Consider the following 20502-nt stretch of genomic DNA (forward strand, 5'->3'; position numbering starts at 1 on the left):
CCGCATGAGTCGAGACGTAAAATCGAGGGATGCCCGGAGGCGCCTCGAGCGCGGGTCGGAGGCAGAAGCCGCTGGCCACCGGAGACACCGCGGGAGTCGCATTGCACGGAAACGCCACCACTCGTTACGACGACGTCGCCCTCCTCTCGGTGGCGAGTGTCCTCCCCTCCCGCATCACCCCGTCAGACGCGATAGAGGAGCGGCTGTCGGATGTGCTGCGTCAGCTGAAGCTCAAGCCCGGACTGCTGCGACGCGTCGCGGGCGTGAACGAGCGACGCAATTGGGCGGCGGGCGAGTCGTCCGACGACGCGACGATCCAGGCCGGTCGGCGAGCGCTCGACGAGGCGGGTGTGCGCCCGGATCAGATCGGACTGCTCATCAACACCTCCGTGTCGCGCAAGCATCTCGAGCCGTCGGTCGCGGTGCGACTGCACCACGGGCTCGACCTGCCCACCTCGGCCATCAACTTCGACGTGGCCAACGCCTGCCTCGGATTCATCAACGGCATGAGCCTCGCGTCGGGCATGATCCAGTCGGGCCAGATCGACTACGCGATCATCGTCAACGGCGAGGACGCCGACGAGATCCAGGTCAACACCGTCGAGCGACTCAATCGCGGCGGTCTCGGCCGCGACGGCTTCATGAGCGAGTTCGCGTCGCTCACGCTCGGCTCCGGCGCCGCCGCGGCCGTGCTGGGGCGGGCGAGCGAGAACCCCGGCGGGCACCGGATCGTCGGTGGCGTCACCCGCGCGGCCACGCAGTTCCACGAGCTGTGCGTCGGCAGCGTCGACGGGATGTTCACCGACGCCAAAGCGCTCCTGAAAGGCGGGCTCGCGCTGGTCGTCGATGCGTGGAAGGAAGCGCAGTCGACCTTTTCGTGGTCGACGATCGACCGCTACATCACGCATCAGGTCTCGTCCGTGCACACCAACGCGATCGTCAAGGCGGTCGGTCTCGACCGGCGTCGTGTTCCGGTGACCTACCCTCACCTGGGCAACGTCGGACCGGCGTCCATCCCGATCACCCTCGATGCGGAGAAGTCGACGTTGCAGCGTGGCGACCGGGTCCTGCTGATGGGGGTCGGGTCGGGCCTGAACACCAGCATGCTGGAGCTCGCCTGGTGATCCCCTCGGTGCCGCGGCAGCTGCCCGGAGTAGAGAGCAACGTATCGACGACCCGCGTCGTCACCGGTGTCGGCGCCGACGCCGGGTCGCAGCGCCGGTGGCACCTGCTCGACACCGCCCCGCTGCTCGTGCGCGAAGGGATCACGCCCGTCGGGACGATCGTCGCCGTGCACGGCAACCCGACCTGGTCGTATCTCTGGCGCGGGCTCGTCGCCGCGTCGCTGCAGCGTGCACGGGCCGGCGGGCCGGCCTGGCGGATCGTCGCCGTCGACCAGCTCGAGATGGGCTACTCCGAACGGACGTCGCTGACGAGAGGCCTGCCGCAGCGCATTGCCGACCTCGGTGCGATCATCGACGACCTCGACATCACCGGCACGCTCGTGACTCTCGGACACGACTGGGGCGGCCCGATCTCTCTCGGGTGGGCCGTGCGCAATCGTGACCGGGTCGACGCCGTCGCCGTGCTCAACACGGCTGTGCACCACCCGGCCGGGATGCCGCTGCCCTCGGCGCTGCGCGTCGCGGGAGCCCGATCGCTGCTGGCCACCACGACGGTCAAGACGACCGCGTTCCTCGACACGACTCTCGCGCTGGCCGATCCCCCGCTCGCGCCCGACGTGCGCGCCGCCTACCGGGCGCCCTACGCGTCGAGCGAGCTCCGCCGGGGCATCGGCGCTTTCGTCGCCGACATCCCCGCGACGCCCGACCACCCGAGCACGCCGGCGCTCGATGAGCTCGCGGGCGGTCTCGTCGACCTCACCGTGCCCGCCCTGCTGCTGCGCGGACCGCGCGACCCCGTCTTCGGCGAGCACCACCTCGACGATCTCGCGCGTCGCCTCCCGCACGCCGACGTCCACCGTTTCGAAGGCGCCGGTCACATGCTCGCCGAGGAACGACCGTACGCAGATCTGGTGCTCGACTGGCTCGATGACAAGGGCCTGTCCGGCGGCGACCACGGGGACTCCGTCGACCACGGCATCCGCGCCGAGGAGGAGAACGCGCACGACGACGCGCAGCCGTTCGTTCCGATCTGGCAGCGACTGTACGACCGCCGCGACGACGGCGACACCGCCGTGGTCGACCTCACCCGTCGGGTCGGCGGCGAACCGCTCGATGTCAGCTGGAACGAGCTCGCGCAGCGCGTCGACCAGCTCGCCGCCGGATTCGCGGCGTTCGGCATCAGTCCCGGAGACCGCGTCTCGCTCCTGGTCCAGCCCGGCCCGACCCTGACGGCCGTGCTCTACGCATGCCTTCGCATCGGTGCCGTCGTGGTCGTCGCGGACCGGGGGCTGGGCGTCCGCGGACTCTCGCGGGCCGTTCGCGGCACCGAGCCCGCCTTCGTCATCGGCGAGCAGGCGGGCCTCGCAGCAGCCCGCGCACTCGGATGGCCCGGCCGACGCATCTCGGCGCCGAACCTTCCGGCGCCGGCAGCGCGCGCGCTCGGCGTCGAGGCGAGTCTGGCCGAGATCGCAGCATCCGGGTCGCGTGCCGCTGTTCCGGCGCCCCCGAGCGCGCACGACGAGGCGGCCATCCTCTTCACGTCGGGTTCGACGGGACCGGCGAAGGGCGTCGTGTACACGCACGCGCAACTGGCCGCGCTGCGCGACACGCTGGGGGCCCACTTCGACGTCACCCCGGACGTCGGACTGGTCACGGGCTTCGCTCCGTTCGCGCTGCTCGGGCCCGCGCTCGGCACGCGCTCGGCGACGCCGCGCATGGACGTCTCGGCACCGCGCACCCTCACGGCCTCCGCCGTCGCCGAAGCCGTGCGCGCCTCACGTGCGCGGATCGTGTTCCTCTCCCCCGCCGCCGTCGCGAACGTCTGCGCCACAGCCGGCGCGCTCACTCCCGACGATCGCGCAGCGCTCGCGCAGGTCCGGACCTTCCTCTCGACCGGCGCGCCGGTGAGCATCGACCTCCTGCGTCAGGCGCACGAGCTCATGCCCGCCGCCGCGGCGCATACGCCCTACGGCATGACCGAGTGCCTGCTCGTCACCGACGTCACCCTCGACGAACTCGAGAGCGCGCAGCAGGCACCCGACGCCGGGGTCTGCGTCGGCACGCCGATCGGGTCGGGCACGGTGCGCATCTCGGCGCTCGACGAAGACGGGCGGGCGACGGGCGATCTGTCCGACGCGCCGCACGTGACGGGTGAGATCGTCGTCTCGGCACCGCACCTCAAGCGCGGATATCACCGCCTCTGGGCCACCGACCGCGATGCCGCACGCGACACTCAGGCGCATCCGGGACGCTGGCACCGCACCGGCGATGTCGGCCACCTCGACGCCGATGGCAGGCTCTGGGTCGAGGGGCGGCTTCCCCACGTCATCGTCACGGCCGACGGCCCCGTGACGCCCGTCGGTCCGGAGCAGCAGATCGAGAGCATCGACGACGTTCGCCGTGCCGCGGTCGTCGGGGTCGGACCGCGCGGCCGCCAGGTCTGCGTCGCGGTCGTCGAGACGACGCCCGGCGCGCGTCGGCCGGGCCTCGCACCGTCGGAGCTGGCCGAGCGTATCCGGGCGGCATCCGACACTCCCGTGGCCGCGGCGCTCGTCGTCGCGGCGCTGCCGACCGACATCCGTCACAACTCCAAGATCGACCGGTCGCGCTTGGCGGCATGGGCCGAGCGCGTGCTCGCGGGCGAGAAGCCGAGCACGCCGTGATCGTCCTCGCCACCGGTGCATCCGGATTTCTCGGTCGCGCCGTCGTCGCCGAGCTGATCTCCGCCGGACATGAGGTGCGAACCCTGCAGCGTCGCCCCTCGGGTGTCGCCGGTGCGCACGACATCCGGGGATCCGTCACGGATGCGACGACCGTGTCGGATGCGGTGGCGGGCGCCGATGCCGTCGTCCACCTCGCCGCGAAGGTGTCGCTCGCCGGTGACCGGCGTGAATTCCACGACGTCAACGTCGGCGGCACGACGACTCTCCTCGACGCCGCGGCGGCAGCCGGCGTGGCGCGCTTCGTTCAGGTCTCCTCACCATCGGTCGCCCATGCCGGGTCTGCGCTCGCAGGAGCGGGGGCCGACCCGGCCGACCCCGTCCGCGCGCGCGGCGAATACGCGCGCACGAAGGCGGAGGCCGAGCTCATCGCGCTGAGCCGCGACAGCGCAGCGATGCACGTCGTCGCGGTGCGGCCGCACCTGGTGTGGGGGCCGGGCGACCCGCAGCTCATCGAGCGCATCGTCGCTCGGGCGCGGCGGCGAACCCTGCCCCTCCTCAACGGCGGCACGGCGCTGATCGACACCACGTACGTCGATAACGCCGCCTCCGGCATCGTCGCGGCCCTGCACCGGGCGGATGCCGTCGGCGGTCGCGCCTACGTGCTCACCAACGGCGAACCGCGGCCCGTGGGCGACCTGATGGCGGGCATCTGCCGCGCGGCGGGAGCCCCCGAGCCGAAGCTGCGCCTACCGGCTGCCGTCGCGCGCGCGGCGGGAGCCGCCGTCGAGAAGGTCTGGGAGGTGCGTCCCGGCGCCGACGAGCCGCCGATGACGCGCTTCCTCGCCGAACAGCTGTCGACCGCGCACTGGTTCGATCAGACCGACATCCGGCGCGACCTGCAGTGGGCGCCGACCGTCTCGATCGATGAGGGTCTCGCGCGCCTCGCGGAGCACTACGCCGCTCGTCGCTGAGTCGCGCTCATCACACCTCAGCGGACTCGGCGCCGCCACGGTACGACGGCGATGACGACGCCGACGAAGGCCACACCGGCCGCGACCGTGGCGGCCAGCAGCGACGGTCCGGCCGGAGGGGGCGCGATCGCATCGAGGACGATCGATGCGGCGAGCAGCCCCACGACCGATCCGAGGCCCAGGAGCAGCACGCCGGTGCGCTTCACCAGCGCGGCCGAGATGACGATGTAGACGACCCCCATCGCGCCGCCCAGGTACATCCAGGGCTCGGACGGCAGCGCCGCGGGCATTCCATTGAGGGTCACGCTCACCGCAGCCGCGATGCCGAGCGCGATGGAGCCGCCCGTGAAGTTCACGACCGTCGTCGACAGCGGGCTGCCCAGCTCCTGGCGCAGGCGCCCGTTGGTGCCCTGCTGCCAGGCGATGCCGGCTCCGGCGATGAGCGGCAGCGCCAGCATCCACCACGCGACCGGTTCACCCCGCTGACCGAGCGCGCACAGGACGACTCCGACGATCGCGAGCAGTCCCCCGACCAGGCGGGGCACGGTCACGGCGACCACCCCGGCGGGTCCGTACCCGACGCGATCGAGTACCAGGCCGCCCGCCGTCTGGCCCGCGACCAGCCCGACGGTGAAGAGCGCGACACCGATCGTGGCGACGGTGAGCCCCTGCGTGGCGACCGTGACGGCGCCCGCGAGGCCGCCCAGCAGCATCCAGATCGGGATGCCGCGCCCCGCCCCCGCGATCAGGAGACGGAGTCCCCGCCGGCCGCTGGGGGCCAGCAGGGTGATCGCGAGGATGAGCACCAGCCCGCTTCCGAACGAGATGGATGCCGCGACGAACCCGTCACCGATCGCTGCGCCGAGCGCGCCGTTGATGCGCGCTTGAACGGCGGTGAGGACGCCGATGAACACCGTCGCGGCGATCGCCGCTCCGAGCGGCAGAGCCGGGGGTCGAGTCTGATCGGTCACTCGGTCAATAGTGCATCAGGAGCGCCGCACGCCACGAACCCGCGCGCACTGCATCCGCCCCTCTTGACGCTCGCAGGACGAACCGGGACCGTGGACAAGGAGAACGGGGAACGATTCGCGGGTCTGGTCCACACGCCGCATATCCCCCCTCGGTGCGGCGGCCGACCCGCGAATCGTTCTTCTCGGGGACCATCATGGGGCGATTCATCTACGGCAACGGCAACACCAAAGTCGAGATCGAGGACCGCGCGCTCGCGCACCTGCAGCAGGTGATCGGGTCGAAGCTGCGGCGCAACGAGTGCTTCTTCTTCACGTGGCGCGACGACGTGAGCATCGGCGACGGGCGGCGGTCGGTCTGGATCCATCAGAGCGCCGACCTGGTGTTCAAGTACCACGGTCACCGTTCGCCGCAGCTGAACCGCGACTGGCTCGAGGCGCTCACCGCCGTCGCGAATTCCGGCAGCGGTCTGTACTTGACCCCGGAGCCGACCCCGCGGGGTCGCAGTGACGTGGACGCCGCGGCCCGCGGCCGTGTCGACCTGATCGGGCTGAACTGACGCGACGCTTAGGCTTGTCCCATGTACGTGGGCACCATTCGTCGTGTCGAGAACACCACCGTCGAACTTGCCGGGCACTCGCTCGAGGAGATCCGCGATCAGGCGCAGGCTGCTGCGCCGGAAGGCTTCGACCTCGTGTCGGCTCCCGTCCAGATGATCAAGGGCAGCACCGAGCTGAAGGCGACCGCGACGTATCAGCGGCGCGACGGTTTGCGCGACATCGAGGCCGATGACCGGCAGGCGCTCTTCGCGCAGGTGCCGGAGGGCTGGCAGCTCGTCAACATCCGCAAGCACTGACGACGCATCCGCGCGCCATCTCGTCGGGATGTCGTCGGGCCATGACAGTCTTCGGGCCGGGAGAGGAGAACCCGGCCTGTGGGGACGAACAAGCGCTACGCCGATGCGATCGATCGCCGTGCCGACGAGCGCACCGAGCGGGTCCTCATGCGCATCCCGCCGTGCACGATCCCGATGCAGGCCTACGGCCCCGACCCGCTCGAGTGGCCGGCGGAGCGGCCCACGGTGTGGGCATGGGTGTCGTGGCCGCACAAGCCGGCCGAACGCGTTGCGGCTGTCGCACACGGATGGAACGACCGCGTCGTGGTGGTGCATTGGATGAGCCCGGCCGGCGAGCTCAACACCGTCGTCTGGCGCAACGCCGTGACACGTCGCACCGACCGCGCGCACGGATAGCCCGCCGCTCCCGAGTTGGCAACCCCGTGCCGCGCCGTCGCTCCGCGTGGCATGGTGCGTCACGATGCGTTACGTCAAGTACGGGGGCGAGACCTTCATCACCAGCGACGCCGTCGCTCGCGCATTGCTGGCCTTGACCGCGAGCGTCGCCGCCACGTCGGGAAGTGAAGTCGTCACCATCCTCGCGATCGAGCCGGGATCGGAGGAACCCGCGCAGGTCGACCTCGTGATCGGGACGGGCATCCACATCCTGTCCCGGCCCGCCGCCATCGATATCCCGGAGCCGGATTTCGAGGACGCCGTCGGCTGGCTGCAGCTGCATCCCGACTATCCCCGGCTCTCCCCGGAGTCCGACGCGACGTCCGGGACCGAGGATCTCGCATCATGGAACGACGATTTCGGTGGAGCGATCGACATCATCTGAGACCTCGCGGCGTGAGCCGTTACGCGCCGAGCCCTTGACGACCGCTCGCGCGACGAGGACCGTTGTGAGCAAGCAAGCGTGAAAAACGCGACGGCCTCCTCGCTCCCTCCCCTCATCGGAGCGGCCGTCGCCCTGTGCACGTATGGCGGCCAGCATGGGCCGCTTCATCTACGGAAATGGAACACCAAGGTCGAGATCGAGGATCGCACGCTCGCTCACCTGCAGCAGGTCGTCGGCGCGAAGCTCCGACGGAGCGAATCGTTCTTCTTCACCTGGAAAGACGACGCGAGCGTGGGCGGCGGGCGGCATGCCGTGTGGATCCACCCCGCCGCAGACATCGAGTTCAAGTTCCACGGGGGGCGCGAGCCCCAGCTGAGCCGGGAATGGCTTGCCGCGCTCGCCACGGTCGCGAGCTCTCCGACAGGGCTCTACGTGGTGCCGGAGCCTGCCCCGCGGGCGGCATCCGTGCGGGGCGGCGGAGCTGAGCTCTATGGGGAGCGCATGGGCGCGTGACAGGCCGATGCGCGCGGCACGGCATCCGGTTTCGGTCGCCGCGAGCACCGGCGCGGCTCCTGAGGTTGCGAACTTCAGGAACGGTTGGCTGCGCGGGTGATAATGAGCGCTGGCAACACGACAGGGTGTCTTGCCGGGTGCCATTGGAGGAGCGCATGCCGTTTCGCACGAAGGAAACACTGGAGGCCTGGCTGGCCGAGTTCGCTGAGCTCGGTTACCCGATCAGCGAGCGGCTGCGGGTCATGCCTCAGGACGGCACCGGGGGCCACGATACCGGCCTCATCGGCCTCGACCTGGCGAACGCCGGCACCGTGACCTACCTGCAGCCCGAGCCCGTCGGGTCGACGCACTGGGCGATCACGTTCGAAGCCCGCGAGCAGGACGTCAAGCTCGACGCGGGCCGCGCCTTCGAACTTTCGTCGGAGCTCGCGATGGTGTCCGCTCTGTGCTCGTTCCTGCAGTCCAAGTCCGCCGCGTTCATCGCCAATCGGGCAACCTGAGGACTCAGTCGCCGGGCGGCTCCGGGACCAACCGCAACCCGGCCGCGCTGTTCGCCGCCTCGTTGAGAACCACGAGCCACCGCCGGTTGAGGGTGCCCGTCGGCGCGTCAGCAAAGCTGAAGTACAGCGAGGAGGCGCGGGAGATCCAGACGCTCCCGTGCTGACCTTCCTGGCCCTCGGCCGCGTCGTCGCCATGCGTGTCGGGCTCGCTGCCCCATGTGAAGACGAAGCTCTCGTCACGACGGAGCTTGGTGACGATGACCGCTCGGAGATGCTGCAGCGCCCAGTCGTCGATGTTGATGGCCGGTGCGACACCGTAGATCAGATGTCCCATGGTTCTCCCTCTCGAGCAGCGGTTCCGACCCGCCCCGGACCGGGGGCTCCTGTGACGCCTGAGCGTCCGAGCGGCTGACCAAAATGTACCGCGCCCGTCGGGGCGTCGGGTGACTGCGCCGAGGGCGCAAATGATGCGTCGCACTCCCCCGCTCGCGCAAGCCACCTTGCGCACTTTCGCCGCCCGACGACAATTGTCCGGTGCGTCGGATCCACTACGGAACGGGCGTCGTCCTCACGACGGACGACGTCGCCGACGTGTTGCTCCGACTCAACGTCGCCCTCGCGAACCTTGCACACTCCGAGCGGGTGACGATTCCCGTCGCGAGTGGCGATTCGGCGAACAGCAGCGTCGAACTCATCCTCGGGCCCGGCATCGCGATGATGTCCGAGCCCGCTCCGTGGCACGGAGACGAACCGGACTTCTCGACCGGTGCCACCCTGCTCCGGATGAACCCGCACTACCCCTATCGGCGCCCGGCCGGACAGGCGCAGCCGATGTCGCCGATCGAGACCGACGACTGGGACCCTGATCTCGACGGCTACTGACACCGGACGGGGTCACGGAGCCGACTACGGGACTCGAACCCGTAACCCCCGTATTACAAGTACGGTGCGCTACCAATTGCGCCAAGTCGGCAAGGCGTCCAGTCTAGCGACGGACGCGAGCGGCGCCGAAACGTCGGCGGCGCTGAGGCGGCCCGTCAGGACGCGGGCGCCTCGGTCGGCGTCGGAGTCGGGGTGGGCGCGGACTTGTAGTACGCGTCGCTCGCGGTCGTCAGCACGAACTGCGAGAACTCGGCCGGGTCGCTCAGGTCGCCGATGTACTGCTTGCCGTTGACGAGCACCATCGGTGTTCCGGTCAGCGCCAGTCCATTCGTGTCGGGGATGCCGGCGACGGCGCGCTCGGTCGCCGACTTCGCCCATGCGGCGTACGAGCCCGACTCGATGCAGTCGCGGACGACGCGGGTCGAGTCGACGCCGGAAGCCTGCGCCATGTTGGCGAGCTCGGTGTCGGAGTAGCCGTCGGAGTCGACCTCGGGCTGACGCGTCAGCAGTTCGTTGTTGAACGCGAAGAAGGCGTCGGGCGCGTTCGTCGCAACGCACGCTGCAGCGCTGGCCGCACGGAGCGAGTACTTCGTTCCGTTCGACTTCGCCGTCAGCATCGCGACCGGGTAGTAGCTGAGCGTGACCGCACCGTCGTCGACCCACGAGGTCAGCTGCTGCGCATTGGCGACCTGCCACTCGCGCGCGCCGGCGGAGAGGTAGTCGACGTAGACCCGGATCTCGACGGGCGGTGCCGTCGTGGAGGTCGGAGTCGGAAGGCCCTCGGCGGGAGTCGCGGCCGCGGCATCCGGGGCGGGCTCGGCAGGCGCGGACGCGTCGGTCTCGGCGGCGATGTCGGTGGAGACCGAGGTATTGACGACGTCGGCGACGACGAAGCCGTCGCCCGACGCGGTGGCGGGCTCGAGCTGCGGCTTGCTGCCGGCGCTCGAGACGGTCATGGTGACGGCCACCGCTGCGGCTGCCACGACTCCGACGGCGAGCACCCCGAGACCCGAGCGACGCGCGATGCGCGCACGCGACTGCCGGGTGTGAACCTGCAGCGCCTTCTCGCGCACCGCCTCGCGACGGTCGATGACTGCCGGCGATTCGGGAGCGTCAGGAGTGTCGTCAGAAGACATGGAACCTCGGGGAACAGAAGTAAGGATGAGGCCGCGCGGGGCGACTCGCGACGGGCCTCACGGGTCACTCGATGGTAATCAGCCAGCCTGGGAAAGCCCAGAGCACCACCCGGAATGCGTTGTCTCCCGCACGCCCGCGCCCGTGCCATACTGAGAGCGCGCCCGATGAGGGGCGTACGGGGGCGACCCCGTTCCATTCACAACGGATCGTCCGGCACGTACCTGCCGGTGAAGGAGAAGAAACGATGGCGACTGTCACTTTCGACAACGCAACCCGTCTGTACCCCGGTGGCACGCGCCCCGCGGTCGACAAGCTCAACCTCGAAGTGGGCGACGGCGAGTTCCTCGTCCTGGTCGGCCCCTCCGGTTGCGGAAAGTCCACCTCGCTGCGCATGCTCGCCGGCCTCGAAGAGGTCAACTCGGGCAGCATCCGCATCGGTGAGCGCGACGTCACCGACGTTCCCCCGAAGGACCGCGACATCGCGATGGTCTTCCAGAACTACGCGCTCTACCCGCACATGACGGTCGCCGAGAACATGGGCTTCGCGCTCAAGATCGCCGGTGTCGGCAAGGAAGAGCGCGCGCAGCGCGTGCTCGAGGCCGCCAAGCTCCTCGACCTCGAGGAGTACCTGACCCGCAAGCCGAAGGCCCTCTCGGGTGGTCAGCGTCAGCGCGTCGCGATGGGCCGCGCCATCGTCCGCAAGCCCCAGGTGTTCCTCATGGACGAGCCGCTGTCGAACCTCGACGCCAAGCTCCGCGTCCAGACGCGCACCCAGATCGCTTCGCTGCAGCGCAGCCTCGGGGTCACCACGGTCTACGTCACGCACGACCAGACCGAGGCCCTCACCATGGGTGATCGCATCGCGGTCCTCAAGGACGGCATCCTGCAGCAGGTCGGCACCCCGCGCGACCTGTACGAGAAGCCGAACAACGTCTTCGTCGCCGGCTTCATCGGCTCGCCCGCCATGAACCTGTTCACGGCGTCGCTCGCCGAGGGCGGTGTGCAGTTCGGCACCAAGGTCGCCGCGGTCGAGGCCGACACGCTCGGCAAGGCACACGGTTCGACGGTCACGATCGGCATCCGCCCCGAGGACATCATCGTCAACCCCGAGGACGGCCAGGGCCTGACCGTCGACGTCGACCTGGTCGAGGAGCTCGGTGCTGACGGCTACCTCTACGGCCACACCGACATCAACGGCAAGCGCACCGACATCGTCGCGCGCGTCGACGGCCGCCGTCACCCGAACGCGGGCGACAAGGTCGTCCTGGCTCCCGTCACCGGACACGTTCACGTGTTCGACGGCGAGACCGGCGAGCGCCTCACCGACAAGGCCATCGCTTCGGCCTGATCCGGTATCTTCGTACGCTGCGGCGCGGGTGGCCTCTGGTCGCCCGCGCCGCAGTCTTTGCGCCTCACATCCGATCGGAGAATCCGTGACCGCCTCGCTCTCGATCACTGCCAGCAGCGTCGACCCGGGTCTGCTCGCCCTCCCCTGGTCGACGACCCTCGCCGATTGGTCGACGCCCGACATCGTCTACCTTCCCAAGGGCATCTCGCGTCACCTCGTGCGCTTCGCGAACCTGTCCGGACGCGTCGTGGCGATCAAGGAGACGACGGCGACGATGGCTCGGCGCGAGTACGAGATGCTCGGCTCGCTGCAGCGCCTCGACGTGCCCTGCGTCGAGCGCGTCGCAGTCATCGACGGACGTCGCGACGAGAACGGCGAGGAACTGCCGGCTGCCCTCGTCACGGCCCACCTGAAGTTCTCCCTCCCCTACCGCGCCCTCTTCACCCAGGTGCTGCGTCCCGACACGGCGACGCGTCTCGTCGACGCCCTCGCCGTGCTCCTCGTGCGCCTGCACAACGTCGGCTTCTTCTGGGGCGACGTCTCGCTGTCGAACACGCTCTTCCGCCGCGACGCCGGCGCGTTCGCCGCGTACCTGGTCGACGCCGAGACCGGCGAGCTGCACGAGCGGGGCCTCACGCGCGGTCAGCGGATGCACGACCTCGACATCGCACGCACGAACATCGCCGGCGAGATCATGGACCTCGAAGCCGGTGGCCGCCTCGAGGGCGGTGTGGACGCCATCGCGATCGCCGACGGCATCATGTCGTCGTACCACTCCCTGTGGGCGGCCCTCACCGACCAGGAGACGTTCTCGGCGAACGAGTCGTGGCGCATCACCGAGCGCGTCCAGAAGCTCAACTCGCTCGGGTTCGACATCGGCGAGATGTCGATCGACGCGGCCGCCGACGGCACACGCGTATCGATCCAACCGAAGGTCGTCGACGCCGGCCACCACCAGCGTCGCCTGCTCCGCCTGACGGGACTGGATGTCGAGGAGAATCAGGCCCGCCGTCTGCTCAACGACCTCGACGAGTTCAGCGCGCGTGTGTCACGCCTCGGGTCGAACGAGGAGATGGTCGCGCACGAGTGGCTCACCCGCGTGTTCGAGCCCGTCGTCCTCTCCGTGCCCTGGGACCTGCGCGCCAAGCTCGAACCGGCGGAGCTCTTCCATCAGGTGCTCGAGCACCGCTGGTACCTCTCGCAGACCGAGGGGCGGTCCGTTCCCCTCGCGGAGGTGCTGTCGTCGTACGTCGAGAACGTGCTCCGTCACCGGCGCGACGAGGCGACCGTCATGGGGCCGCCGACCGAGACGATGTCGGTGCCGATCGTCACCGATTCCGTCCCGGTCGACGACGACGAGGCGGAGGTCGACTGGCGCGACCTGGTCTGAGCGCCCGGTCGCCCGCGCTTCGAGGGCGTGCCGCCGGTCAGTAGCCGACGGTGAAGCGCTCGCGGACGTGCTTCGGGTTCTCGATCTCGTCGACGACCGCGATGGCGAAGTCGGCGCCCGAGATGGACGAGTCGCCGTTCTCGTCGGTCACGAGCACGTCTCCACCGTCGCGATAGTGTCCGGTGCGCTCGCCCGGGTTGAATGAGCCGAAGCCGCCGGCGGGGTGGATGAAGAACCAGTCGCGACCGCTCTCGTCGGCCTGCAGATCTTCGAGGATGCCGATCGCCTCGAGCGCCTCGTCCTTGAACTCCTCGGGGAAGCCGCTGTCGATCAGGCGCGGACCGCCCGGCGCGACGAGGCTGCCACCCGCGCCGCCGACCACGCCGACGCGCACGTTCTCGGGAAGACTCTCGACCAGCAGCGCCGTGTTCGGGCGCACCTGGCCCTGCATGTCGCCGCGCGGCGCGACGGCGGAGACCACGATATCGACGCCCTCGAGCTGACCGACGAGCGCCGGCACGTCGAGCAGGGTGCCTTCGAGGTAGGTCGCACCCTCGACGCGCTCAGCGGGAACCTTGCGGGCGACCGAGACCACGGTGTGGCCGCGCGACACGGCTTCCTCGACGATGTGGCTGCCGGCGTAGCCGGTGCCTCCGATGACAGCGATGCGTGCCATGACTGTTACCTCCGTTGGATGTCGAGCGCAGACCGCGGTCCGCGCGTGTGGCGAGTCAGCGAGCGGGCTGGGTGTGCCAGATACGGTCGATGTAATCGCGGATGGAGCGGTCCGACGAGAAGAAACCCGTGCGGGCGACGTTCAGGATGGCCGAACGGGTCCAGGCATCGCGGTCGGCGTAGGCGGCATCCACCCGCTCCTGCGCCGCGATGTACGACGTGTAGTCGGCCAGCACCATGAACCGGTCGTCGTAGAGCAGGTTCGAAACGACGGGCTCGAAGGTCGAGCGGTCGCCCTCCGAGAACGCGCCCGACCCGATCAGGTCCAGGGCACGGCGCAGCTCGTCGTCAGCCTGGGCGAACTCTCCCGGCCGGTAGCCGGCGGCCCAGAGTTCCTCGACCTCGGGCTCGCTCATGCCGAACAGGAAGAAGTTGTCGTCACCGACGAGCTCACGGATCTCCACGTTCGCGCCGTCATCGGTGCCGATGGTGAGCGCGCCGTTCAGGGCGAACTTCATGTTGCCCGTGCCCGAAGCCTCCTTGCCGGCCAGCGAGATCTGCTCCGACAGGTCGGCGGCGGGGATGACCCGCTCGGCGAGGGTGACGTTGTAGTTCGGCGGGAAGACGACCTTGAGGCGCCCCTCGAGGCGCGGGTCGTTGTTGACGACGGCGCCGACCGCGTTGATGAGATGGATCACCCGCTTGGCCATCGCGTAGCCGGGAGCCGCCTTCGCGCCGAAGATGAAGGTGCGCGGCTGCAGGTCGGATATCGCCACTCGGCCCGACACGACACGCTCGTAGAGGGTGACGATGTGCAGCAGCTTCAGCGTCTGACGCTTGTACTCGTGCAGCCGCTTGACCATGACGTCCAGCAGATGGTCGTCGGCGATCTCGAAGCCGTCGCGCTTCATCAGAACGTCGTTGAGGCGCCGCTTGTTCGCGGCCTTCACGTCGGCGAAGGCAGCGCGGAAGTCCGGGTCCTCCGCGTACGACTCGAGTTCACGCAACCGCTCGAGGTCGGTGAGCCAGCCCGTGCCGAGCGCGGCCGTGATGAGTTCGGAGAGCTTCGGGTTCGCGAGCCGCATGAACCGGCGCGGCGTGACGCCGTTCGTGACGTTCGTGAACTTCTCGGGCATCATCTCGTCGAACTGATGCAGCACATTCTCGCGCAGCAGCTGCGAGTGCAGCTCGGCGACACCGTTCACCTTCGCCCCGGCGACCGTCGCGAGGTAGGCCATGCGCACGGCCCGGTGCTCGGAGACGATCGACATGTCGCGCAGACGCTGCTCGTCGTCGCCGAACCGCTCGCGCACGCGCAGCAGGAACTCGTCGTTGATGCGGTAGATGATCTCGAGATGCCGCGGCAGCAGGCGACCGAGCAGATCGACCGACCAGACCTCGAGCGCCTCGGGCAGCAGGGTGTGGCAGGTGTAGGCGAAGCACTTCTGGGTGATCGCCCACGCGGCATCCCAGTCGAGCTTCCGCTCGTCGACCAGCACGCGCATCATCTCGGGGACGGCGATGACGGGGTGGGTGTCGTTGAGCTGGAAGATGACGCGGTCGGGCAGATCCTCGAGATCGAAGTCCTCCGGCAGCACCTTCGTCATGTAGTCGGCGATGGATGCCGCGACGAAGAAGTACTGCTGCTGCAGGCGCAGCTCCTTGCCCTGCGGAGTGGAGTCCTCGGGGTAGAGGACCTTCGAGATGTTCTCGGCGAAGGTCTGCGCGCGCACCGCCTCGACGTAGTCGCCGCTGTTGAAGGTGCGCAGGTCGAAGGCCTTCGTCGCCTCGGCGCTCCAGAGGCGGAGGGTGTTCACCCGACCGTTCTGGTAGCCGGGGACCATGTAGTTGTAGGGCACGGCACGGACGCTCCAGGCCGGCACCCACCGGCTGCGGATGACGCCGTCATCGTCGTAGGTCTCGGTGTGACCCGCGAACGACACAGTCTGCGCCGCTTCGGGGTGACGGAACTCCCACGGCGAGCCGAGTGCGAGCCAGGCATCCGGCTTCTCGATCTGCTCGCCGCCCCGGAACACTTGCCGGAAGATGCCGTATTCGTAGCGGATGCCGTAGCCGATGCTCGGCACGCTGAGGGTGGCCAGCGAGTCGACGAAGCACGCGGCCAGCCGCCCGAGACCGCCGTTGCCGAGGCCCGGCTCGACCTCGTGGGCACGCATCGTGTCGATGTCGACGCCGCACGCCGCCAGTGCTTCGGTGGCGATGTCGGTGAGCCCCGACGCGAGCAGGTTGTTGTCGAGCTGGCGCCCGAGCAGGTACTCCGCCGACAGGTAGCAGACGGCCTTCCGCTGGTCCTCGCGCTGACGTCGCTGATCTTCGAGCCACCGCGCGACGAGGTAATCGCGGACGGTCGCCGCGAGCGCCATGTACTTGTCGGTCTCGGTGGCCGCCGACAGTGCGACGCCGCGCTCCATGTTGAGGTTCAGCAGGAACTCACGCACGAAACCGTCGACCGTGGCCGGAGGCGAGCTCACCGGCGCGAGCGCCAGCGGGTGGGTCGCGACGATCGTGCGGGAGCCGGAGGTGTTGTCGTTCTCGCTCACGCTTCGAAACTACCCGCTGGATCGTCATCCCGCGGGGTCGTCTCCGATGGACCTCCCGGAATTTACAGGAAGGTCATCGCTCGGTCACAGCCGGCGTCACCGCGATCACTCCTGGGCGGCGCGGATCGTGGCGACCTGGTAGAGCGCGACGGACGCCGCAATACCGGCGTTGAGCGACTCGGTCGCCGACGAGATGGGGATCGAGACGACCTGGTCGCACGTCTCCGTCACGAGACGCGAGAGCCCCTTGCCCTCCGAGCCCACGACGATGACGACCGGGCGGTCGGCCAGCTGCAGCGCCGGCAGCGAGACGTCTCCCCCGCCATCGAGACCGAGTACGAAGACGCCCTGCTTCTTGAACTCCTTGAGCGTGGTCGTCAGGTTCGGTGCGATCACGACCGGGATGCGCGCGGCCGCGCCGGCGCTGGTCTTCCACGCGGCGGAGTTGACGCCCGCCGAGCGGCGCTGCGGCACGATGACGCCCTGGCTGCCGAAGGCGGCCGCCGAACGCATGATCGCCCCGAGGTTGCGGGGGTCGGTGACGCCGTCGAGCGCGACGAGCAGCGGAGTCTCGCCCGAGTCGATGACCTGCTCGAGAAGATCCTGCGGGTGGCCGTACTCGTACGGGGGCACCTTGATCGCGACGCCCTGGTGCACGCCGTCGAACCCGGCCATGCGGTCGAGCTCCTGCCGCGTGACCTCGAGCACGGGGATGCCGCGGTTCGTGGCGATCGACAGCATCTCCTTGACGCGGTCGTCCATCTCGACGCGCTGCGCGATGTAGAAGGCGGTGGCGGGGATCTTGGCGCGCAGCGCCTCGAGGACGCTGTTGCGGCCGGTGACCGTCTCGGTGTCGTCACCCGACTTCGACTTCGGCGCGCGGTTCGAGCTGCCCTGGCGCTGCTGCGGCTTGCCGCCGGCGGCGATGTAGCGCTCCTGGGCGGCCTTCCGCTTGCCGGCGGGGTGCCAGGCGCGGTCTTCGGCCTTGGGGGTCGGGCCGCGCCCCTCGAGCGAGCGACGGTTCTTGCCGCCGGTGCCCTTGGTGGGGCCCTTCTTCTTGCCGCGTCCGGCGGACGGGTTTCCTGGCTTAGCCACGGTTCACACTCCAATGGGTCCCCTCGGGACCGTCTTCGAGGACGATGCCGGCCGCCGCGATCGCGTCGCGGATGCGGTCGGCCGTCGCCCAGTCCTTGGTGGCGCGCGCCTCGGCGCGCTGGTCGATCATGGTGCGCACGAGCGCATCGAGAGCGATGGTCTCGGCGTCGTCGCCGCGCGCCTCGCCGGCGGCGTCGAGTCCGAGCACAGCGAGCATTCCCGAGACGGCTGCGACGGCATGCGCCACTGCGTCTCGATCGCCCGCGTCGAGAGCGGTGTTGCCCGCCCGGACCGTCTCATGGAGCACGGCGAGCGCCTGCGGGACGGCGAGATCGTCGTCCATCGCCGAGGCGAAGGCGGCGGGAAGGTCGACCTCGCGAGGCGCTGATGCGTCGGGAAGCAGGCGCGCGGCGCGCTGCAGGAACGCCTGGATGCGGGCAAGCGCCGCCTCCGCCTCATCGAAACTCTGTGAGGTCAGGTCGAGGCTCGATCGGTAGTGGGCGGCTCCGAGCGCGTATCGCACGACGCGGGGGTCGCGCTCACGCAGCACATCGTCGGCGAGCAGGAAGTTGCCGAGCGACTTCGACATCTTCTGATCGCCGACCGTGACGAGGCCGTTGTGAATCCAGTAGCGCGCGAAGGCGTCACCCGCGGCGGTGGACTGCGCGAGCTCGTTCTCGTGGTGGGGGAAGCGCAGGTCGAGCCCGCCGCCGTGGATGTCGAACTCGCCGCCGAGGTAGCGCCGGCTCATCGCCGAGCACTCGATGTGCCACCCGGGACGGCCGAATCCCCAGGGGGCGCTCCAGGCGGCATCCGACGGCTCGTCGGGCTTGGCGCCCTTCCACAGGGCGAAGTCGCGCGGATCGCGCTTGCCTCGGGGGTCGGCGTCCGCCGCGGCCTCCATCGCATCGAGCGACTGGCGCGTCAGCGAGCCGTACTCGGGCCACGACCGCACATCGAAGTACACGTCTCCCGATCCGTCCGGCGCCGCATAGGCGTGGCCGCGCTCGATGAGGGTCTCGATGAGCTCGATCATCTGCGGAACGGATGCCGTGGCGCGCGGCTCGTACGTCGGTGCGAGCACGCCGACCGCCGCATAGGCGCGAGTGAACTCGAGCTCGATCCGGTAGGCGAGCGCCCACCAGGGCTCGGCGTCCGTGGCATTGGCGAGGATCTTGTCGTCGATGTCGGTGACGTTGCGGACGAAGGTCACCCGCCCGTGACGGTACTCGAGCCAGCGACGCAGGATGTCGAACCCGACAGCGGCCCGGACATGGCCGATGTGGGGCCCCGACTGGACCGTCGGACCGCAGACGTAGACCGTGACGTTCGACGGGTCGCGCGGCGCGAAATCGCGCAGCGCCTGCGCGCGGGTGTCGTAGAGGCGAACGGTCACTGCACCAGCCTACCGGCGGGCTGCCACGCCGCCGTGGCATGAGCGCGTTCCGAGACGCGGTAGAACTGGAGGGTGCTGCCCGTGATCGCCGTCCTCGCCGCGGCAGTGCTGTTCGGCACGACCGGCACCGCACAGGCCCTCGGCCCCGAAAGCACCACACCGCTGGGGGTCGGCGCCGCCCGGCTCATCGTCGGCGGCACGGCGCTCGCTGCCGTCGGCCTTTCGGTCGGGGCCCGAAGACAGCGCGCACGCTTCGCTCGCGACGGCATCCGCCCGGTCACGAGTTCACGCGCCGTCGCCCTCATGGCACTGACCGGGCTCTGCCTCGCCCTCTACCAGCCGTTGTTCTTCCTCGGCACGGCGCGCAACGGTGTCGCCGTCGGGACGGTCATCGCGCTCGGATCCGCGCCGGTGCTGGCGGGACTGCTCGAGTGGGCCCTCACGAGGCGGCGGCCGACGACGTCGTGGATGACCGCGACCGCCCTGGCCACGGCCGGAGTCGCCCTGCTCGCCGTCGCGGGAGGCGGCTCGGCGGGGGCGGACGGTCTCGGCGTGTTGGGGTCACTCGGGGCGGGCGCCTCGTTCGCGGTGATCGCCAACGCGCAGCGGCGGCTGATCTCCGGCGGCTGGGACGCCTTCACCGTCTCGGGCGCGATGGGAGCCGGAGCTGCGGCGTGCGGCGTCGCGATGCTTCCCTTCACCGACATGGGCTGGCTCACCGACCCCCGCGGCTGGGCGATGGCTCTCTGGCTCGGGCTCGCGACCGTCGCGCTCGCCTACGCCCTGTTCACCTGGGGGCTCGGCGGTCTGAGCGCCGCGACCGCGGCGACTCTCACCCTCGCCGAACCGCTGACGGCGAGTCTGCTCGGCGTCATCCTGCTCGGCGAACGTCTCGCTCCGCTCGCGCTCGTTGGGCTGGCGGTGCTCGCCGCGGGCCTGGTGCTGCTCGCCGCGACCTCGCGCTCTCGTAGCAACCCCGCCCCGACACCCCTGGAGGCCTGACATGACGGAATCGCTCACCATCGTCCGAGATGATCTCTCCGGCCTCGCGACGCGCGGGCTGCTGGCCGCGCATCTGGCCGGCATGCTCGCGAACACGCCCGTCGAGAGCGTGCACGCACTCGACCTGACGGCGCTGCAGCATCCCTCCGTGCGGGTGTACTCGGCTTGGCTCGGCGACGAGATCGCCGCCGTCGGAGCGTTCAAGGTCTTCGGCAGCGACCGCGCGGAGATCAAATCCATGCGCGTCTCGGAGGCCTTCGTCGGGCGCGGGCTCGGGCGCGCGATGCTGCAGCACCTCGAGCGGGAAGCCCGGGACGCCGGCATCCGCTCGCTCTGGCTCGAGACCGGCTCCGGGGCGGATTTCGTCCCGGCACGCGGACTCTACGAGAGCGCCGGGTTCTCGTACTGCCCGCCCTTCGGCGATTACTCCCTCGATCCGCTGTCGGTGTTCATGACGCGCGACCTCGATCCCGCGACCGAGTCGGCTGCTCGCTGAGCCGCAGCGCGGTCGACGTCGGGCGCACCTCGATACATCAGGCGCAGCTCGAACCGCGCTTCATCCGCGCAACTGCGCCCTACCCGTGCCGATGACGGTCGACC

General features: G+C 69.8%; 21 protein-coding genes and 1 tRNA gene. 14 read left to right on the forward strand and 8 right to left on the reverse strand.

Annotated elements, in window-relative coordinates:
- The first annotated feature begins 101 nt into the window (after positions 1-101).
- From DO944_RS10355 to DO944_RS10365, 3 genes are read left to right on the forward strand one after another with little or no spacing between them, the layout of a single operon-like run.
- Positions 102-1124, forward strand: a complete 1023-nt coding sequence (locus tag DO944_RS10355) for a 3-oxoacyl-ACP synthase III (RefSeq protein ID WP_258524720.1) — start codon at positions 102-104, stop codon at positions 1122-1124.
- Entirely contained in the window at positions 1121-3787 is a 2667-nt protein-coding gene (locus DO944_RS10360; RefSeq protein ID WP_181574213.1) for an alpha/beta fold hydrolase, read from the forward strand. Before DO944_RS10355 ends, DO944_RS10360 begins: the two co-directional genes overlap by 4 nt.
- Entirely contained in the window at positions 3784-4758 is a 975-nt protein-coding gene (locus DO944_RS10365; protein ID WP_112617547.1) for an NAD(P)-dependent oxidoreductase, read from the forward strand. The genes DO944_RS10360 and DO944_RS10365 overlap by 4 nt, the downstream gene beginning before the upstream one ends.
- 17 nt (positions 4759-4775) lie before the next feature.
- Here the strand turns inward: DO944_RS10365 and DO944_RS10370 are convergent, their stop codons facing one another.
- The gene (locus DO944_RS10370) at positions 4776-5729 is read right to left on the reverse strand and encodes a DMT family transporter (protein ID WP_258524673.1); all 954 of its coding nucleotides are present in this window, start codon (positions 5727-5729) and stop codon (positions 4776-4778) included.
- 194 nt (positions 5730-5923) lie between these two features.
- Here DO944_RS10370 and DO944_RS10375 point away from each other — a divergent pair, with 194 nt between their 5' ends.
- The 6 genes from DO944_RS10375 to DO944_RS10400 all read left to right on the forward strand — a co-directional run bounded on the left by DO944_RS10375 (position 5924) and on the right by DO944_RS10400 (position 8416).
- On the forward strand, positions 5924-6286 hold the full coding sequence (locus DO944_RS10375; RefSeq protein WP_240309743.1) for an ATP-dependent DNA ligase: 363 nt from the start codon (positions 5924-5926) through the stop codon (positions 6284-6286).
- Between the two features lie 21 nt (positions 6287-6307).
- The gene (locus tag DO944_RS10380) at positions 6308-6583 is read left to right on the forward strand and encodes a hypothetical protein (RefSeq protein WP_112617109.1); all 276 of its coding nucleotides are present in this window, start codon (positions 6308-6310) and stop codon (positions 6581-6583) included.
- 78 nt (positions 6584-6661) lie between these two features.
- On the forward strand, positions 6662-6979 hold the full coding sequence (locus DO944_RS10385) for a hypothetical protein (protein WP_112617110.1): 318 nt from the start codon (positions 6662-6664) through the stop codon (positions 6977-6979).
- Between the two features lie 64 nt (positions 6980-7043).
- Positions 7044-7403, forward strand: coding sequence for a hypothetical protein (locus DO944_RS10390; protein WP_146752033.1), 360 nt, complete (start codon positions 7044-7046; stop codon positions 7401-7403).
- A gap of 78 nt (positions 7404-7481) precedes the next feature.
- Complete coding sequence (locus DO944_RS10395; protein ID WP_309300109.1) at positions 7482-7916, forward strand: hypothetical protein; 435 nt, start codon at positions 7482-7484, stop codon at positions 7914-7916.
- A gap of 155 nt (positions 7917-8071) precedes the next feature.
- Positions 8072-8416 carry a hypothetical protein gene (locus DO944_RS10400; protein WP_112617112.1) on the forward strand — a complete coding sequence of 115 codons (345 nt, stop codon included), beginning with the start codon at positions 8072-8074 and terminating at the stop codon, positions 8414-8416.
- 4 nt (positions 8417-8420) lie between these two features.
- On the opposite strand, the gene DO944_RS10405 is transcribed toward DO944_RS10400, so the two are convergent.
- On the reverse strand, positions 8421-8750 hold the full coding sequence (locus DO944_RS10405) for a hypothetical protein (RefSeq protein WP_112617113.1): 330 nt from the start codon (positions 8748-8750) through the stop codon (positions 8421-8423).
- A gap of 200 nt (positions 8751-8950) precedes the next feature.
- On the opposite strand from DO944_RS10405, the gene DO944_RS10410 reads away from it, so the two are divergent.
- Positions 8951-9298, forward strand: coding sequence for a hypothetical protein (locus tag DO944_RS10410; RefSeq protein ID WP_112617114.1), 348 nt, complete (start codon positions 8951-8953; stop codon positions 9296-9298).
- 18 nt (positions 9299-9316) lie between these two features.
- Here the strand turns inward: DO944_RS10410 and DO944_RS10415 are convergent.
- Positions 9317-9389, reverse strand: a tRNA-Thr gene (locus DO944_RS10415).
- Between the two features lie 64 nt (positions 9390-9453).
- The gene (locus DO944_RS10420) at positions 9454-10434 is read right to left on the reverse strand and encodes a thioredoxin domain-containing protein (RefSeq protein WP_112617115.1); all 981 of its coding nucleotides are present in this window, start codon (positions 10432-10434) and stop codon (positions 9454-9456) included.
- Between the two features lie 245 nt (positions 10435-10679).
- On the opposite strand from DO944_RS10420, the gene DO944_RS10425 reads away from it, so the two are divergent.
- Both DO944_RS10425 and DO944_RS10430 read left to right on the forward strand, forming a co-directional pair.
- On the forward strand, positions 10680-11783 hold the full coding sequence (locus DO944_RS10425) for an ABC transporter ATP-binding protein (protein ID WP_112617116.1): 1104 nt from the start codon (positions 10680-10682) through the stop codon (positions 11781-11783).
- Between the two features lie 85 nt (positions 11784-11868).
- Positions 11869-13173 carry a DUF4032 domain-containing protein gene (locus DO944_RS10430; RefSeq protein WP_112617117.1) on the forward strand — a complete coding sequence of 435 codons (1305 nt, stop codon included), beginning with the start codon at positions 11869-11871 and terminating at the stop codon, positions 13171-13173.
- A gap of 37 nt (positions 13174-13210) precedes the next feature.
- On the opposite strand, the gene DO944_RS10435 is transcribed toward DO944_RS10430, so the two are convergent.
- The 4 genes from DO944_RS10435 to cysS all read right to left on the reverse strand — a co-directional run bounded on the left by DO944_RS10435 (position 13211) and on the right by cysS (position 18900).
- Positions 13211-13849, reverse strand: a complete 639-nt coding sequence (locus tag DO944_RS10435; protein WP_112617118.1) for an NAD(P)-dependent oxidoreductase — start codon at positions 13847-13849, stop codon at positions 13211-13213.
- 55 nt (positions 13850-13904) lie between these two features.
- Positions 13905-16373 carry a glycogen/starch/alpha-glucan phosphorylase gene (locus DO944_RS10440; protein ID WP_396652024.1) on the reverse strand — a complete coding sequence of 823 codons (2469 nt, stop codon included), beginning with the start codon at positions 16371-16373 and terminating at the stop codon, positions 13905-13907.
- 141 nt (positions 16374-16514) lie between these two features.
- Positions 16515-17504, reverse strand: coding sequence for a 23S rRNA (guanosine(2251)-2'-O)-methyltransferase RlmB (gene rlmB, locus DO944_RS10445; RefSeq protein WP_112617119.1), 990 nt, complete (start codon positions 17502-17504; stop codon positions 16515-16517).
- Positions 17497-18900: a cysteine--tRNA ligase gene (gene cysS, locus DO944_RS10450; RefSeq protein ID WP_112617120.1), complete on the reverse strand. Its 1404-nt coding sequence runs from the start codon at positions 18898-18900 to the stop codon at positions 17497-17499. Before cysS ends, rlmB begins: the two co-directional genes overlap by 8 nt.
- 81 nt (positions 18901-18981) lie before the next feature.
- Between cysS and DO944_RS10455 the strand changes: the two genes are divergently transcribed.
- On the forward strand, positions 18982-19902 hold the full coding sequence (locus DO944_RS10455; RefSeq protein ID WP_258524674.1) for a DMT family transporter: 921 nt from the start codon (positions 18982-18984) through the stop codon (positions 19900-19902).
- Between the two features lies 1 nt (position 19903).
- Complete coding sequence (locus tag DO944_RS10460; RefSeq protein ID WP_112617122.1) at positions 19904-20398, forward strand: GNAT family N-acetyltransferase; 495 nt, start codon at positions 19904-19906, stop codon at positions 20396-20398.
- Positions 20399-20502: the final 104 nt, after the last annotated feature.

Origin of the sequence: Microbacterium sp. SMR1 (genome assembly GCF_003289625.1) — a bacterium.
Classification (GTDB): Bacteria; Actinomycetota; Actinomycetes; order Actinomycetales; family Microbacteriaceae; genus Microbacterium; species Microbacterium plantarum.

What these genes read in the sequence shown, in the direction of transcription:
- DO944_RS10400 (WP_112617112.1), top strand. Translation starts at nt 8,072, where the DNA reads ATGCCGTTTCGCACGAAGGAAACACTGGAGGCCTGGCTGGCCGAGTTC.
- DO944_RS10380 (WP_112617109.1), top strand. Translation starts at nt 6,308, where the DNA reads ATGTACGTGGGCACCATTCGTCGTGTCGAGAACACCACCGTCGAACTT.
- DO944_RS10420 (WP_112617115.1), bottom strand. Translation starts at nt 10,434, where the DNA reads ATGTCTTCTGACGACACTCCTGACGCTCCCGAATCGCCGGCAGTCATC.
- DO944_RS10435 (WP_112617118.1), bottom strand. Translation starts at nt 13,849, where the DNA reads ATGGCACGCATCGCTGTCATCGGAGGCACCGGCTACGCCGGCAGCCAC.
- DO944_RS10405 (WP_112617113.1), bottom strand. Translation starts at nt 8,750, where the DNA reads ATGGGACATCTGATCTACGGTGTCGCACCGGCCATCAACATCGACGAC.
- DO944_RS10425 (WP_112617116.1), top strand. Translation starts at nt 10,680, where the DNA reads ATGGCGACTGTCACTTTCGACAACGCAACCCGTCTGTACCCCGGTGGC.
- DO944_RS10390 (WP_146752033.1), top strand. Translation starts at nt 7,044, where the DNA reads ATGCGTTACGTCAAGTACGGGGGCGAGACCTTCATCACCAGCGACGCC.
- DO944_RS10460 (WP_112617122.1), top strand. Translation starts at nt 19,904, where the DNA reads ATGACGGAATCGCTCACCATCGTCCGAGATGATCTCTCCGGCCTCGCG.
- DO944_RS10375 (WP_240309743.1), top strand. Translation starts at nt 5,924, where the DNA reads ATGGGGCGATTCATCTACGGCAACGGCAACACCAAAGTCGAGATCGAG.